Source organism: Faecalibaculum rodentium, from assembly GCF_001564455.1.
GTDB classification, from domain to species: domain Bacteria; phylum Bacillota_I; class Bacilli_A; order Erysipelotrichales; family Erysipelotrichaceae; genus Faecalibaculum; species Faecalibaculum rodentium.
Genome location: NZ_CP011391.1, coordinates 937,783 through 953,288 on the forward strand (window position 1 = coordinate 937,783; position 15,506 = coordinate 953,288).

The following is a 15,506-nucleotide window of genomic DNA, read 5'->3' on the forward strand; positions in this document are numbered from 1 at the left end:
TGTAATGAATCCGGCGGCATGCAGGCAGGAGGTCAGGGCTATGGCGGACTACCAGTCTCTCAATACACAGCAGTTCACATCATGGATCCGCAGTCTGGAGACTGCCTCCTGCAGCGGGGACCTGGAGAGCACGCTTGTGCTTAGACAGTGTTATCTGGAGGGAGCACCGGGCCTGCAGGCAGATCCGGGACAGGCGCTTCACTATACCTGGGTGGCTGCCACACAGGGAGATCCGAGGTCTATGTATCATACGGCTGTGGTGGAATATGCACAGGGAAAATTCGAATCCAGTGCCCGATGGATGCTGCGGTCCTGGCGTACGGGCATCCGGGAGGCAAGCTTCGGGCTGGCCAGAGCCTATGCCTATGGCAGGGGGCTGAGGCAGGATCTGCGGCTTGCACTGGAGTATCTGGATGACGCCAGAGAGTGTGATGCAGAACCCGGACAGCGGGAATCGCTGAGGCAGTGGGTGGTGACGAAACTGGTCACAAGACTCCTGTCAGAAAATGCGGGGCAGGAGGCAGTGCAGATCCTCGAGCGGGAAAACAATGCATTTGCGAGCCTGTGGCTGGCAGATCTGGACAGAGACCGGGAGCAGACCTGGCTGCTGAAGGCGAATGACCAGGGAAATCCGGAAGCCATGTTCCGGCTGGCCATGAAAGCCGCCCCAGGCAGTGCAGAGAGTTTTGAGTACATGCGCAATGCTGCCAAGGCCGGATACCGCCAGGCCTGGCTGCCCCTTGCCGACTGCTACAGCAGCTGCGGGATCCATCCATGCCCCATGCAGGAACGCCGCTGGAAAAACTCCAGTGCCGTTGCCAGAGAGCTGCCGCCGTTTCCGGCTGACTGACAAACACCGCCACTGTGCGGTTTTTTTGTCCGACCGACTGAATCGGAGGATGCTTCCCTTTACAGATAGAGACAAAAAACCGGCATCAGCAGTTGATTCCGGTTTCTGTTATGAGGCTGGTCGGCAGCAGATCACTCAGCGCTGCCGCCAGCAAGTTTTTTCAGTTCCATCACCATGTAGATTTTCCGGCTCACCAGTTCACGCAGAACGTGCTTCAGCCGGTTTTCACGGTAGGTCTGGACAGCCACATCCGAGAAGAAGTGCCTGGCCATGGCCTGTGCCCGCGGTGCATGCAGGCTGGAGGTCAGCAGCAGGACAGGAACATCACCGATAATTTCCCGGGTGTTTTTCAGGTTCTCCCAGGTGGTTCGTGACTTGTCTTCGATCACGACCGGAATCGGACACCGGGTGCGGATGTAGGCAGCCATGGTCTGTGCTTCCGGCCACTTGTTTTTGACGGCCCCGCCTGTGATGACCAGGGTGCGGTAGGAACTCCAGGCAGCCATGGCCAGCCGGCAGCGTTCCACCTGGGACCGTGACATGGATCCGTCCTTTCTGCAGGGACAGCCCAGCAGAATGGCAAAGGGATACTGTTTTCGGGGCTTCTTCACCGGCGGCAGCAGCCACAGATACAGTCCTGCAGCCAGAGCTGTCAGTCCGAGCAGCCATGTAAGAACCGGATGACTCCGGCGGGATGTGTTTTTTCTACGCATGAGATCTCCCTTTCTGGATAATGAGGCCCTTTTCGCAGGGCGATGTCAGGACGCTGTCATACAGCTGCGCGGTTTTGTTCTCCACTTCTTTCAGAAAAAGGGGAAGCTGCGCAAATTTCAGACAGACCAGTTTTTTCTGTTCTTCACTCAGGCTGGCAAGCAGGGCCTGTCCTGTCTGATTGAACCCGGCAGGAATCACATGATAAAACGCATCATGTTCCCTCATCTGTTCCCACGTCACCTGCAGCAGGATCATCAGACAGGTCCGCTGAATCCTTGCCCGGGAATAGGTCCGGGAGATGGCTGATTCCAGAAATTCCTCCCAGGTCCGGTGAGTGCGGGCAGACTGTGCCAGACGGTATTCGATTCCTTCCGTTACCAGGAAAAAGTCCTTCAGCCGGCCCGGTGCAGTCATGAGCAGAGACAGACGAAGAAACGGATAATAGGATTCCCACCGCTGCTGTGCAAGCATACAGTCTGCCTGGTCGACCGGCTGACCGTCAAAGAAGGCGCGGCGGCTGGCCGTTGCACTGATGAATCCCGGATCCCTGGGGATCGTTTTCCAACCGATTCCCAGGCGCCGGCACTGTCGTATGTATTGTATACCCAGAATGTCATTGGGCTGCAGGGCCGGCAGGTTGCGGGCCTGGCTGGTGGTGGGGTCCGGCATGATCTGCCCGGTTTCATCAGCCAGTTTTTCCAGCAGCCGGTCGTCATGACACTCCGATCCGAACACGATCGTGCTGACACCCAGCACCGACAGAGATTCCATTGCATAGCGGGCAAAATGATCTGCAGACTGTGCTGCATAGACTGCCGGCAGTCGAATGACCAGATCAGCTCCATGATCCAGTGCCAACCGGGTTTTGTCCTGCCAGGTCATCAGCGAAGGCAGTCCCCGCTGACTGAAATAATCCGACACGATGCAGACCAGACAGTCACAGTTTGTCAGTGCCCGTGCCTGTCTGAGATGATGTGCATGTCCTTCATGGAATGGGTTATACTCGGTGATGACGCCGCAAATGTTCAGGCTGCTGTGTTTCATGTCCGCATTCATTTTACAGGATGCAAAGGATACAGGAAAGACATTCGCCAGACTGGATGACGTACAGCAAAGAAAAGGAGTTTGGAAATATGGAAACCATCGAACCGGCATGCAGGCAGGACCTGCCAGAAGTGGAGAGACTCTATCGGCAGCTTTGCGATGAGCAGGCGGGCGATCCGTATACACCCATGTGGGAATATGGTCTTCACCCGGATACGGAGATGCTGGAAAGGCACATCGAAAACGGGGAACTCTGGATTGCGAGAGTGGATGGAATGGCAGCCGGTGCCATGGCTCTCGTGCCGGAAGGAGGGAACAGGGAGGACCTGGGCCTGCATCTGCTGGGAATTACCAGACAGTTTCGGGGTACCGGCCTCTCGCAGCGGATGCTGGATGTGATGGACCGGGAAACCCGGACCGGCGGATACAGAACCCAGGTGCTGGACGTGATTGCAGGCAATATCCGGGCAGAACGGCTGTATAGGCGGCGAGGGTTTGAAATGACCGGCCGGAGCTCGCTACAGGAAGGAGACCGGCTGCTGCGGTTTCACCTGTACCGGAGAGATATGAAAGAAGGATGAGAATCCGCGGGAGCGCCTTCAGGTCATCTATAATGACAGAAACAAAGAGTGTTATAATTTTACGGGATTGAAAGTGGTTACAATACGACCTATAATGCACCCGAGAAGAAAGGGAGCACGTATGAAAAAGTATTTTGCTGTGCCTGCTGTCATGACCCTGGCTCTGGGTCTGACAGCCTGTTCCTCCGGTTCCGGAAACACCGGTGCCAAAGACGGAGAGAAACCTGCCCAGGTGCTGAATCTGTCCAAGGAGAACGATGTCATCACCATGGATTCCACGCTTGCCACAGATGGCATGTCCTTCGAAGTCATCAACATGTGCATCGAAGGCCTGGAAACCACCAATGAGAACGCCGATATTGTACCCGCCCTGGCGGAATCCTACGATGTATCGGACGACGACCTGACTTATACCTTCCATCTGCGGGATGCGAAGTGGTCCAACGGCGATCCTGTGACAGCGGCTGATTTCGAATATGCCTGGAAAGACGCGGCTACAGATCCCACCTGTGACTACGCCTATATCTTTGGCAGTGACGGAGCCTGCATCAAGGGTGCCGACGAAGCCATGGGCGATCCGGCCAAAAAAGATGAAATCGCAGTCAAGGCAGTGGATGACAAGACCCTGGAGGTCACACTGTCCCGGAAAACTCCGTATTTTGTGTCTCTGACCACATTCCCGCCGTTCTATCCCGTAAACGAAAAATTCGCGGAGGAACAGGGAGACCAGTACGGCCTGTCTCCCGACAACCTGCTCTACTGCGGTCCCTTCAAGCTGGATGAATGGGTCAAGGGCAATTCACTGAAACTGAGCAAAAATGCAGATTACTGGGGTGCAGATGATGTAGCCCTGGAGGAAATCAACATCAACATCGTGCCGGAGCCTTCGTCGGCAGCACTGGCCTATGAAAACGGAACGACGGACTATGCCCGCCTGAATTCATCCCTGGTGGACAAGTACAAGGACAACGAAGCCTACAAGTCCGTGCTGGGCAGTTTCCTGTGGTATCTGCAGTACAATTTTGAAAACGGGGACCTGCAGAACGAGAATCTGCGCAAGGCCCTGACTTATGCCGTGGACAAGGAGAACCTGACGCAGAATGTCCTGAAGGACGGATCCATTCCGGCAGAAGGCTTTGTCACCGTAAAACTGGCGAATGGACCGGATGGCAAGGACTACCGCGAAACAGCAGAAGGCTATTTCACGGAAACCGGCGAAGACAGCGAAAAGCTTGCCCAGGAGTACTGGGAAAAGGCAAAAAAGGAACTGGGCAAGGATGAAATCAATCTGCGGTTCCTGTTTGAACCCTCGGATCCTGCCAAGTCGGCAGCAGAATTTATCCAGTCGGAACTCTCCAAGCTGGAGGGCCTGAACATTGAAATGGTGTCCCAGGAAAAGAACGTCCGTCTGAAAACCCAGCAGAACGGAGACTTCGATGTGGTGCTGACCCGCTGGGGACCGGACTATGCCGATCCGACAACGTATCTGAACGTGCTTCTGCCGGGCGGATCCTTCAACTTCGGCAAATATCCCAACGAAGAGTACACCGAGAAACTGAAGGAAGCGGCAGATGCCGATACCGATGAAGAGCGCTGGCAGCTGCTGAAGGATGCTGAAAAGATCGCCATGGACGATGTGGCAGTGGGACCGGTGTTCCAGACCGGAGCATCCGACCTGCTGAACCCGAAGGTGAAGCACCTGGTGGACAACCCTGTGGGTGTGCCCTTTGTCTACAAGTATGTGACCATCGAGGAATAAAACCAGGAAAGTGAAAAGAGCCGGAGCGGCTCTTTTTTCTGGAGAGATGGACTTCTGCAGAGAAGTCCTGAACCGACTGCATCAGAAACGTGAAGTTCGAAACAGCAAGGAGACAGAGATGAAGACAGTCATTACCAATACATTGGACGGCAGTGACATCCTGGTGGATGGAGACCGCATTGCTGCACTGGGAACACCGGCCATGATCCGGTCCATGGCAGGACCGGATGCCAGGATTCTGGATGTGCAAAAGTCCATGGCACTGCCGGGGTTCAACGATTCTCACATGCATCTGCGCATGACAGGGCAGATGCTCACCGGATGCCGTCTGGACACAGCCGGGTCCATTACGGAAATCCAGTCGATTCTGCGCAGCTGTCATGAACCCTTTGTTCATGGTATGGGCTGGGATCAGGAAAACCTGCTGGAAAAGCGCATGCCGGAGCGCCGGGATCTTGATGCAGTGAATCCGGATATCCCCATTGTCTGCGAGAGATACTGCACACACATCCTCACAGCCAACACAGCCGCCATGAAACTGGCAGGCGTATGGCGGGAGGACGGGATTTTTCAGGAAGCTGCCTGCGAACCGCTGCTGGAAGCGCTGGACTCACAGGCAGCCAGACACATCCAGGCGGGGGTGGATCACTGCCTGGCCCGTGGATTGACCACGGTCCAGATCGCAGACCTCAAAACCGGCAACTGGAGAAAGCTGCTTCCCCTGTACAGGGACGCGTCGCAGCGCATCCGGATCCATCACCAGGTCAATATCACCGATCCAAAGGAAATGGAAGACTTCCTGCGGGAAGCGAGGCTGTATGAAACAGATACCCATACCTTCGGTCCGTTCAAGGGCTTTGCAGACGGGTCGCTGGGAGGGAGGACAGCATGGCTGGGCAGGGAGTATGCCGATGAACCGGGGAACTTCGGGGAGCCCTGCATGACAGAAGAGGAGATGGAAACGTTCGTGGAAGCCTGCGACAGGCTGAATCGTCCGGTGATTTTTCATGCCATCGGAGATGCTGCGATCCGTCAGGTGCTTGCCGTCTACAGGCGGCATCCGGGCATGAAGCAGGGGATCCTGCATCTGCAGATCACGGATGAAGCCATTCTGCAGGATCTGGAGCGACTGCAGACAGACTGCATGGTCCAGCCTGTTTTCTGGCGGAGCGACCGGAATATCGTCGAACAGCGGGTGGGAACACGGATGGCGCGGACCAGCTATGCCTTTGGCTGGATGGCATCCCATGCCAGGGTGAGTCTCGGAACAGATTGCCCGATCGAAGACTGCGATCCTCTGGAGAATATTCGCTGGGCGGTGTCCATGCCCGGCGGACTGTCAGAAAAACAGGCGCTGACAGCTTATACAGAAGGAAGCGCCTGGGCGATGGGCCGAAGCCGGGATTTGGGGAAACTGGCACCAGGGTATCTCGCAGACATTGTCTTTGTCCGGGATGGAACGGTGACAGGTGTCATGGTGAACGGGCAGATGACAGAGTAACAGCCGCCCGCGTATCCGGGGGCCTGAAACCCGCTGAATTGTCCGTTGACATTGCCAGAACGGTTTCCTATAATATCAGTTGCGACGTGAGGAGAAGAGCATGAAATTTACCAAACAGGATTTCCTGCAGAGTCCGCAGATGATGATCAATGTGGACGAACACATCAAGGTGGAGGAAAATGACTTCCTCCGGCACAGTCCTGTCCGCTCGATTCCGTCTGCACACATCACCGGCACCCTTTCCTATGACGGCAAGGCCCTGGTGACCAGTGACCTGGAGCTGGAAGGCACACTGATCGTTCCTGATTCCATTACGGATGAGGATCTCGAAGTGGAGTTCTCCACCCGGTCACAGCACACATATTCCTTTGAACCCGTGAATGCGGGGGAAGAGGAAATAACGGCAGCCAGGAAAGATACCGTGGATCTGAATCCCGAGATCTTTCAGGCAATCCTGTTCGAAGCGCCGATGTCGCTGACCAGACTTCCCAGGGACCAGTATCCCGAAGGAAAGGGCTGGAAGCTCATCTCCGACCAGGATCCGAAAGAGCCTGCCATCGATCCCCGATGGGAAAAACTGAACGATTTCAAACTGGAAGATGAATAGGAGGTGCCTGCATGGCTGTACAGCAGAGAAGAAATTCCAAGACCCGCAAGCGGAAAAGACGGACTCATTACAAACTGCAGAAGCCCGCACTGACAAAGTGCCCGGCCTGTGGTGAGTACAAACTGTCTCACAAGATGTGCGAATGCGGACAGTATAAAGGCGAGCAGATCGTCGAAGTCGAAGGATAGAACAGAAGCAGCTGCGGCTGCTTTTTTTGTGTGCCTGTCTGCAGCGCCTCTTTTCGTCACGTGCTTCGCCAGATGCGCCCTCTCTTTTCAAGAAGTCTCTGCAAGAGTATAATGAATTTGCTTTGCGGACAGAAATTCGCAGGAGGAGTAAGTATATGACACTCTTTTTGACTGCGTTGGCGTCCGTTGTGGTAGGTCTTGCAATCGGGATCCTCGTTATGCGGGGGGTTTCGAAGGCAGGTCTGAACAAAGATCAGCAGAAAGCGGAGCAGATCCTGAAGAATGCTGAAAGTCAGGCAGAAGCCAGGATCAAGCAGGCTGTGCTGGACGGCAAGACTCAGGCACACGACCTGAAGGTGGAAGCCGAGAAGGAAATCAAGGAAAGGCGGCAGGAAGTGTCCGAACAGGAAACCAAACTGCTGCGCCGCGAGGACAGTCTCAATTTCCGCGATCAGGCACTGGGCCAGAAGGAGCGTCAGGTACAGGACAAGCTCCAGAAAGTCACAGACAGACTGGCCAGCCTGGATGAACAGGAGCGCCGTCTTCAGGAGCAGATCGATAAACAGATCGTGGTACTGGAGGGCGTCGCAAAGATGTCCAGCCAGGACGCCCGCAAGGAACTGTTTGCCGCTGTTGAAAAGCAGATGGAACACGAAACAGTTGCCTACATCAAGGACAAGGAAGACGAGGCCAAGGCCTCAGCCAACGCGAAAGCCCAGGAAATCATCGCCCTGGCCATTGAGCGGATCGCCCAGCAGGAGACGCAGGAACGAAGTGTCTCTGTCGTGGCCATCCCCGGTGAAGAGATGAAAGGCCGGATCATCGGCCGTGAAGGGCGGAACATCCGCTGCTTCGAACAGGCCACTGGTGTGGAACTCAACATTGACGACACCCCGGACCTGATCACCATTACCTGTTTCAATCCCGTCCGCCGGGAAGTGGCAAGGCTTGCCCTGGAACACCTGATCCGGGATGGCCGGATCCAGCCGGGCCGGATCGAGGAAGTCGTGAAGAAGTACCAGAACGAAATCGACCAGGAGATCATGAAAGCCGGGGAAGATGCCATCTTCAAGCTCGGCATCGGCCGGATCGACCGGGAGATCGTCCGGCTGGTGGGCACCATGAAGTACCGGTATTCCTATGGACAGAATGCATTGCAGCATTCCATGGAAGTGGCGTACCTGGCTGGTGTCATGGCCGCGGAACTGGGTCTGAACCAGCAGCTGGCCAAACGGGCCGGACTGCTGCATGACATCGGCAAGGCACTGAACATCGACCAGCAGGAGGGCAGCCATGTGGAACTCGGCTATAAGTTCTGCCGGAAACATGGGGAGAAAGAGATCGTCCTGAATGCGATCCAGTCTCATCACGGGGATGTGGAGCCGAAATTCCTGACCAGTCACCTGGTCATAGCGGCAGACACGATTTCAGCCGCACGACCCGGTGCGCGGAAAGAATCCGCACAGGCCTATATCAACCGGCTGGAGAATCTGGAAAAGATTGCCAGGGAAGCACCGGGGGTCAGCAGTGCCTATGCCATTCAGGCAGGCCGTGAGATCCGGATCCTTGTCAACCCCGACAAGGTGGACGATATCACGTGCACAAAACTGGCGCGGCAGATCCGGGACAAGATCGAGGATACACTGACATATCCGGGGCAGATCAAAGTCAACGTGATCCGCGAGGTTCGTGCCCAGGAAATTGCGAAGTAAGACAGTTTGAACATGGAAGAAGGAGGATTTCAATCCTCCTTTTTTTCATCTGTCTGGAATTAATTGAGGCTAACCAAACCCGGTTGAAAGAGGTTTCCAAACCTCCTATACTGTTTTTGTCAGAAAAAAACAGGAGGAAACATAGTATGGCAGCAAAAGTAGATCAGGATACATGCATCGGTTGCGGTGCCTGCGTAGGCGCATGCCCCACAGGTGCGATTGCACTGAACGATGAAGGCAAGGCTCAGGTTGATCCCGATACTTGCATCGACTGCGGTGCCTGCGTAGGCGTATGCCCCGTTGGCGCTGTAACTCTGGACTGATTCAAACAACAGACAGAACGACCAGGCAGGATGCCTGGTTTTTTCATGGGCTCCGCTGCCGGGCATGGTTGGATGACTCTGCACCCGGGCGCCATCCTGTTTCCGGCTGTTCTTCTTTTCAGACCAAAACGCGGTATAATAAAAGACTGAAACAAAACAGAACATAACCGGCTGCGTTCCTGTTCGGAAAACAGCCTGATGGAAGGTGAGACGATGAAACTGCTGAAAAACTGGAACCTGCCGGATCTGCGGGAAGCCGGAAAACGCACAAGAGGAGCCGTGGAGCGGGTGGATACCTTCATGATTCCGGCAAATGCCGTGAACATGGGAGAAGGGAAACATTACTGGATCTCCACCTATGGCTGCCAGGCCAATGAACGGGATTCAGAGACGCTGGCAGGCATTCTGGAAACCCTGGGATATGGCCAGGCAGAAAGTCCTGAGACCGCTGACGTGATTCTGGTGAATACCTGTGCCATCCGGGAAAATGCCATGGACAAAGTGCTGGGAGAGCTTGGCAGCTTCAAGCGTATATACAATGCCCGTCCGGATGTGATCATTGGCGTGGCAGGGTGCATGGCACAGGAAGACGAATTTGTAAAACGGGTCCTGGCCCATTACCCCTGGGTTCGGCTGCTGTTTGGCACCCACAACATCCAGGATCTCCCGGCTCTGCTGGCGGAGGCCATGGACAGCCAGGAGCGGGTCGTGCACATTTACTCCCGGCAGGGAGAGGTCTATGAAAACCTCCCGGTGAAACGGTTCGGGAAGCACAAGGCCTGGGTCAACATCATGTATGGCTGTGACAAGTTCTGTACCTACTGCATTGTGCCGTATACCAGGGGAAAACAGCGCTCGCGTCGCATGGATGACATTCTGGAGGAAGTGCGTCAGCTGAAGGAAGACGGCTATCGTGAAGTCACGCTCCTGGGACAGAATGTCAATGCTTACGGAAAGGACCTGGACGAAGGCCTGGATTTTGCCCGGCTGCTGGAGAAAACAGCGCAGACCGGAATCGAACGCATCCGCTTCATGACCAGCCACCCCTGGGACTTCACTCAGGAGATGATCGATGTCATTGCGCGGTATGACAACATTATGCCGTACATACACCTGCCCCTGCAGTCCGGAGATTCAGATGTGCTCCGGCGCATGGGAAGACGGTATTCCGCAGAAGAATACAAGGGACTGTTTGATGCCATCGTTAAGCGGATCCCGAACGTGGCCGTGAGCACCGACATCATTGTCGGATTTCCGAATGAAAGCGACGAAGCCTTCCAGCACACGCTGGATATGGTCAAGGCATGCCGGTTTGATTCAGCATTCACATTTATTTATTCACCCCGGCCGGGGACTCCGGCGGCGGAGATGGAAGACCCGGTCTCCATGGATGTCAAGAGGGCACGACTCCAGGAACTGAACAGTGTGTGGAATGAACTCGCCCTGGAGAAAATGAAAGCCTATGAAGGCCGGATCGTGCAGGTGCTGGTGGACGGTCCAAGCAAGCGGAATCCGGGTGTCCTGTCGGGGTATACCGAGACAAACAAGCTCGTCAACTTCACCGGAACGGGTGTCAAAGCCGGAGACATTGTCCCGGTATACATCACCGCAGCCAAGACATTCTCGCTGGACGGAGAGATGGCAGGCCCGACACGCTGACCGAACCGCTTCACTGGACAGCGGGTTTCAGTCTGCAGGCCGGAACCGGCATGGAAATGGTTTATAATAATAGGAAAGTATCAACAGGAGGGCTGTAATGCCGAACAAGAATAATACTGCAAAGTCCGTCAAAAAGGACGCCACCGTGAAAATCATGGCGCTGGGCGGCCTTGACGAAGACGGAAAGAACATGCTGGTGGTGGAAGCCGGCGAAGACATTTACATTATCGAGGCGGGATTGAAGTTCCCGGACGCCAGTCAGTCCCTGGGCATTGAATACATCATCCAGGACTTCAGCTGGTTCCAGGACAAGAAAGACAGGGTAAAGGCAATTTTCATCACCCATGGTCATGATGATGTCATGGGGGCGCTGCCCCATCTGCTCAGACAGGTGCGGGCCGATATCTACACAGCCCCACTTGCTGCCCGGGAAATCTCCCGGATGCTGAAGAAGGAGAAGATTTCCGGTGTGAAGATCCACAAGATCAACCGCCACGATTCCAAGCGCATCAGCGGCCGGAAAATCAGTTTCTTCCCCGTAACCCAGTCGTATCCCGGTGCCTATGGTCTGGCCATCTCCACAAGCCAGGGATATGTCGTATATTCCGGTGAATTTGTGGAAAATTTCGATGACCTGGATGACCACTTCCGGGGAAACATCACGATCTGTTCCAAACTGGGGCAGGAAGGTGTACTGGTGCTCATGCAGGAATCCAAGGGAGCGGAACGTTCGGGAAACACAAGCCCGCGTCACCGCATCCTTCCGATCCTGGAAGACACCTTCACGCAGTATCCCGACCGCCACATTTTCATCAGTGTCTACACACAGTCTGTCTACCAGATCCAGGAAGTCATGGCTGCGTGCCGCGAGGCAAACCGGCCGCTGGTGCTGTATGACAAGGAACTGAGGCGTCTGGTGGACGGTCTGGAAGAAATCGGCATCGACATTCCAAGGCATCTGATCATTCCCGTGGACAGGACCCGGGATCATGACAATACCGTGATCCTGATTTCGGGGCAGGGCACGCCGCTGTTCAAGCAGCTGTCCAATATCGCCAACAATGAAGTGGACGATGTCCAGTTCTCTCAGGACGATGTGATCGTCATTGCTTCTCCGGTGGTGCCGGGTGTGGAGACGGTCTACAAGTCCATGGAAAACGACATCTACAAACGCGGCGGGATCCTGAAGGTGATCGACCACAAAAAGGTGCTGTCGATGCATGCTTCGAAGGAAGACCTGAAAATGATGATTTTCATGTGTCGTCCGAAGTACTACCTGCCGGTGAAGGGCGAGTACCGCATGCTGTGTGCCAATGCCATGATCGCGGAGGAAATGGGCATCGATCCGGATCACATCCGGATCCTGGACAACGGCCAGATGGCGGTCTTCGAAGACGGAGAGCTGGTCTCCTGCAAGATGGAGGCCGAACTTCACGACACTATGATCGACGGGAAGGAAAACTGGGATATGGCCGGCGTGGTCCTGAAGGACCGGGAAATCCTCTCCACAGACGGTGTCATGGTTCTGGCCATCGGCCTGGATGCCAAAACCAAGAAAATCGTCAACGGACCCGACATACAGACCAGGGGATTCATCTACCTTCGGGATTCTGAATACATCACGGCGGAATGCACGAAGATCATGGAAGACATCATCCGGGAAAATGTGGAGCAGAAGAAGTATGAAAACCTGGAAACCCGCTCCCAGATCCGGGACAAAGTCTCCAAGTATCTCTTCAAGACCACCGGAAAACGGCCCATGGTCCTGCCTGTGATCCTGGAAATCGGGCAGAGGCAGTAGTTGGCGGCGAAAAAGAAACCGGCTGCCGCAAACCGGAAACGGAAGTCAGCTTCCGGCACCAGCCGCAAACCCGCTGGCAGCAGGCGCTCTGCAGCCTCAAAAACCACCGCAAAGAAACAGACATCGGGAAGCGCATCCATGATCCGCTCCCCTTTGTTCCGTCTGGGGATTCTTGCAGTGGTCATGGCTGTTTCCGTGATGGCGCTGTTTCATCTTGGCAGGGCCGGAACCCTTCTGTTCCAGGCAGGTGTCTGGTGTTCCGGCCAGCTGTCCTGGGTGCTCTGGACTGCCGGGATCGTGCTTCCGGGCTGGCTGTTCTGGACCGGCCACCGGGATCCCATGCCCCGCCGCTTCTGGATCGGACTTGGCTGTCTTGCCTCGGGACTCGCCCTGTTTTTCACGGCGCTGTCGGTACAGGATGCACGGATGGTGTGGCAGCCACTGCAGGTACTGTTCCAGACTGGCGGCGCCATTCTGCAGGGAACTGCATCCAGCGCCGGGGGTCTTCTCGGATCCCTGCTGTACGGCCTGAGCGCCGGTCTGTTTTCGCGGACAGGGGCTTTTGTCGCATCTGCCCTGCTTGTGTTTCTGTCTGCGATCCCCCTGCTGTATGATCCGCCGGAGAAACTGAAGGGAAGTCTGGAAAAACGCCGGAGTCAGCGTGCGGCGTTTCGGGCAGCGATGGCAGAAGATGCGACACTGGCGGATCCCGGCCGGACTGTGCCGTGGCAGGAAGACACTGACGATGGGATGCGGGCCCGGCCGGGAAGTCTGGATGGCCGCCGTCCCCGTCGCCGTGGGATGCTGGGCATGCTGTCTGTGGATGATGTCCAGTCCGGTCGTGGCAGCCGGACAGAGACGGAGCAGAAAGCTGCCGGAAAGAAGCGGACGCTCTCTGTACCGATCGTGGAAGCTGGCAGAATGCTGGATGTGATCGATGACCAGGAACCGCAGCTGTATACCGGTATAGACATCCGGGCGGAAGATGTCGCAGCCGGAAGCGGCAGCCCGCAGGACAGTGTATCAGCCCGGAAGGAAGAGGTCCGTTCGGGCAGGAAGAAAGCGGAAGTTTCCCGTGTCAGGGAAGCGGTGAGTGCCCCAAAACCGGCTGGTGAAAAAACTGAGGAGAAGAAACCGAGTCCAGTCCGGACCGTGGCACGGGGAAAGGAAGAGACTGCATCCCCTTCGCAACTGCCGGATGGGGCAGCAGGGTATGCAGGGTACACGATCCCGAAACTTTCCCTTCTGGATCCGGTTGCGCGGCGCGGAAAGGGCAGTGCAAACCGGTCCTATGCACGGGAACAGGGAGAAAAGCTGATCCGCATCCTTCGGGAATTCAATGTGGAGGCCTCTTTGACGGCCATCCACATCGGTCCTTCCGTCACAAGGTTCGAAGTCCGGCCGGATATGGGGGTGCGGGTTTCCCGGATCTCCAATCTCCAGAATGACATCCAGATGGCGCTGGGCGCCACAGACATCCGCATTGAAGCCCCTATTCCCGGCAAGTCAGCCGTGGGCATTGAGATTCCCAACGCGGAGAAGACAGCCGTGCAGATGAAGGAACTTATGGCGGCTGTTCCGGAAGATCTCAAGGGTCAGAAACTGCTGTTCGCGCTGGGAAAGGACCTGCAGGGAGACAACATCTTTGGGCGGCTGGACCGCATGCCTCATCTGCTGATAGCCGGCGCCACGGGATCCGGCAAGTCCGTCTGCGTGAATTCCATCATCTGCAGCCTGCTGATGAGGACACAGCCCGATGATGTCAAGCTGATCCTGGTGGATCCGAAAAAGGTGGAATTTACCCCGTATGCAGAGGTGCCGCATCTGCTGGCACCTGTGATCACAGACTCTGAACTGGCCAACAAGGCCCTGAAAGTGGTTGTGGAAATGATGGATCACCGCTATGACCTCTTCGGGCTGTGCGGTGTGCGCAACATAACGGCCTACAATGCCTACCTGGAAACCCATCCGGAGGAACACCTCAAGCCGCTGCCAAGGATCGTGGTGATCATAGACGAGCTGGCGGACCTGATGCTGGCCGGGGCCAAGGAAGTGGAGCAGAGCATCCAGCGCATCACGCAGCTGGCACGGGCTGCGGGCATTCACCTGATCGTGGCCACACAGCGGCCGAGCGTGGATGTGATCACGGGCGTCATCAAGGCCAATATCCCGAGCCGCATCGCCTTTGCGGTCTCGAGTGCGGTGGATTCCCGGACGATCCTGGACCAGACCGGTGCAGAACGGCTGCTCGGGTACGGCGACATGCTGTACCTGCCCAATGGCGAGACCAGCGCCACCCGGGTGCAGGGTGTGTTCATCAAAGATGAAGAGGTCAACCGGGTCTCCGACTACGTGAAGACCCAGGGCAGGCCGCAGTATGACGATGCCTTCATCACCCTCAGGGATCTGCAGTCCCAGGGCGGCCAGGTGTCTCCGGAAGCGGCAGATCCGCTGTACAATGATGTGAAGCGGTTTGTGGTCCAGACCCGCAAGGCCAGCACATCGCTGATCCAGAGACGGTTTTCCATCGGCTATGCTAGAGCGGCCAGACTGATGGACGTGCTGGAGGTCAACGGGATCATCGGCCCGTCCAGGGGTTCGAAACCCAGGGAAGTGCTGGTGGAACAGAATACAGAAGACAGCAAAGGCCCGGATGCATGATCCGGGCTTTTCGATTGATTATGGACAGGAGGTTTTGGGGCACAACCGGGTCTCCGGGCGTGCAGGAAGCCGGCGATCCGGAATTGTGATACAGTATTAATTACGA

At 56.0% G+C, this 15,506-nt stretch carries 13 protein-coding genes; 11 read left to right on the forward strand and 2 right to left on the reverse strand.

All coding sequences use genetic code 11. The annotated features are described in order from the left end of the window. Window positions 1-40 precede the first annotated feature (40 nt). The gene (locus tag aalo17_RS04630) at window positions 41-850 is read left to right on the forward strand and encodes a tetratricopeptide repeat protein (protein WP_067556151.1); all 810 of its coding nucleotides are present in this window, start codon (window positions 41-43) and stop codon (window positions 848-850) included. 131 nt (window positions 851-981) lie between these two features. Here the strand turns inward: aalo17_RS04630 and aalo17_RS04635 are convergent, their stop codons facing one another. Then, the gene (locus tag aalo17_RS04635; protein WP_067556153.1) at window positions 982-1,563 is read right to left on the reverse strand and encodes a YdcF family protein; all 582 of its coding nucleotides are present in this window, start codon (window positions 1,561-1,563) and stop codon (window positions 982-984) included. After that, a complete protein-coding gene (locus tag aalo17_RS04640; RefSeq protein ID WP_067556156.1) occupies window positions 1,556-2,608 on the reverse strand; it encodes a nucleotidyltransferase family protein in 1,053 nt (350 codons plus the stop codon). Before aalo17_RS04640 ends, aalo17_RS04635 begins: the two co-directional genes overlap by 8 nt. Window positions 2,609-2,697: 89 nt before the next feature. Between aalo17_RS04640 and aalo17_RS04645 the strand changes: the two genes are divergently transcribed. The 10 genes from aalo17_RS04645 (at window position 2,698) to aalo17_RS12410 (ending at window position 15,400) form a co-directional block, all read left to right on the forward strand. Then, on the forward strand, window positions 2,698-3,189 hold the full coding sequence (locus aalo17_RS04645) for a GNAT family N-acetyltransferase (RefSeq protein WP_158507718.1): 492 nt from the start codon (window positions 2,698-2,700) through the stop codon (window positions 3,187-3,189). A 121-nt stretch (window positions 3,190-3,310) separates the two neighbouring features. Beyond that, complete coding sequence (locus aalo17_RS04650) at window positions 3,311-4,948, forward strand: peptide ABC transporter substrate-binding protein (RefSeq protein ID WP_067556162.1); 1,638 nt, start codon at window positions 3,311-3,313, stop codon at window positions 4,946-4,948. A 118-nt stretch (window positions 4,949-5,066) separates the two neighbouring features. Further along, the gene (locus tag aalo17_RS04655; protein WP_158507720.1) at window positions 5,067-6,449 is read left to right on the forward strand and encodes an amidohydrolase; all 1,383 of its coding nucleotides are present in this window, start codon (window positions 5,067-5,069) and stop codon (window positions 6,447-6,449) included. A gap of 100 nt (window positions 6,450-6,549) precedes the next feature. Next, window positions 6,550-7,056 (forward strand): YceD family protein, encoded by a 507-nt coding sequence (locus aalo17_RS04660; RefSeq protein ID WP_067556168.1) that lies wholly within the window; start codon window positions 6,550-6,552, stop codon window positions 7,054-7,056. An 11-nt stretch (window positions 7,057-7,067) separates the two neighbouring features. Next, the gene (gene rpmF, locus aalo17_RS04665) at window positions 7,068-7,244 is read left to right on the forward strand and encodes a 50S ribosomal protein L32 (RefSeq protein WP_067556171.1); all 177 of its coding nucleotides are present in this window, start codon (window positions 7,068-7,070) and stop codon (window positions 7,242-7,244) included. A gap of 155 nt (window positions 7,245-7,399) precedes the next feature. Then, window positions 7,400-8,956, forward strand: a complete 1,557-nt coding sequence (rny, locus tag aalo17_RS04670; protein ID WP_067556174.1) for a ribonuclease Y — start codon at window positions 7,400-7,402, stop codon at window positions 8,954-8,956. Between the two features lie 146 nt (window positions 8,957-9,102). After that, on the forward strand, window positions 9,103-9,279 hold the full coding sequence (locus aalo17_RS12405) for a 4Fe-4S binding protein (protein ID WP_075884811.1): 177 nt from the start codon (window positions 9,103-9,105) through the stop codon (window positions 9,277-9,279). A 213-nt stretch (window positions 9,280-9,492) separates the two neighbouring features. Continuing rightward, window positions 9,493-10,938 carry a tRNA (N6-isopentenyl adenosine(37)-C2)-methylthiotransferase MiaB gene (miaB, locus tag aalo17_RS04680; protein WP_067556180.1) on the forward strand — a complete coding sequence of 482 codons (1,446 nt, stop codon included), beginning with the start codon at window positions 9,493-9,495 and terminating at the stop codon, window positions 10,936-10,938. A gap of 97 nt (window positions 10,939-11,035) precedes the next feature. Continuing rightward, window positions 11,036-12,739 carry a ribonuclease J gene (locus tag aalo17_RS04685; RefSeq protein WP_067556183.1) on the forward strand — a complete coding sequence of 568 codons (1,704 nt, stop codon included), beginning with the start codon at window positions 11,036-11,038 and terminating at the stop codon, window positions 12,737-12,739. Further along, on the forward strand, window positions 12,740-15,400 hold the full coding sequence (locus tag aalo17_RS12410; RefSeq protein ID WP_236940511.1) for a DNA translocase FtsK: 2,661 nt from the start codon (window positions 12,740-12,742) through the stop codon (window positions 15,398-15,400). It abuts the gene before it with no gap. Window positions 15,401-15,506: the final 106 nt, after the last annotated feature.

Coding starts and splice junctions, on each gene's coding strand:
- aalo17_RS04630 (WP_067556151.1), top strand. CDS start 41: ATGGCGGACTACCAGTCTCTCAATACACAGCAGTTCACATCATGGATC.
- aalo17_RS04635 (WP_067556153.1), bottom strand. CDS start 1,563: ATGCGTAGAAAAAACACATCCCGCCGGAGTCATCCGGTTCTTACATGG.
- aalo17_RS04640 (WP_067556156.1), bottom strand. CDS start 2,608: ATGAAACACAGCAGCCTGAACATTTGCGGCGTCATCACCGAGTATAAC.
- aalo17_RS04645 (WP_158507718.1), top strand. CDS start 2,698: ATGGAAACCATCGAACCGGCATGCAGGCAGGACCTGCCAGAAGTGGAG.
- aalo17_RS04650 (WP_067556162.1), top strand. CDS start 3,311: ATGAAAAAGTATTTTGCTGTGCCTGCTGTCATGACCCTGGCTCTGGGT.
- aalo17_RS04655 (WP_158507720.1), top strand. CDS start 5,067: ATGAAGACAGTCATTACCAATACATTGGACGGCAGTGACATCCTGGTG.
- aalo17_RS04660 (WP_067556168.1), top strand. CDS start 6,550: ATGAAATTTACCAAACAGGATTTCCTGCAGAGTCCGCAGATGATGATC.
- rpmF (WP_067556171.1), top strand. CDS start 7,068: ATGGCTGTACAGCAGAGAAGAAATTCCAAGACCCGCAAGCGGAAAAGA.
- rny (WP_067556174.1), top strand. CDS start 7,400: ATGACACTCTTTTTGACTGCGTTGGCGTCCGTTGTGGTAGGTCTTGCA.
- aalo17_RS12405 (WP_075884811.1), top strand. CDS start 9,103: ATGGCAGCAAAAGTAGATCAGGATACATGCATCGGTTGCGGTGCCTGC.
- miaB (WP_067556180.1), top strand. CDS start 9,493: ATGAAACTGCTGAAAAACTGGAACCTGCCGGATCTGCGGGAAGCCGGA.
- aalo17_RS04685 (WP_067556183.1), top strand. CDS start 11,036: ATGCCGAACAAGAATAATACTGCAAAGTCCGTCAAAAAGGACGCCACC.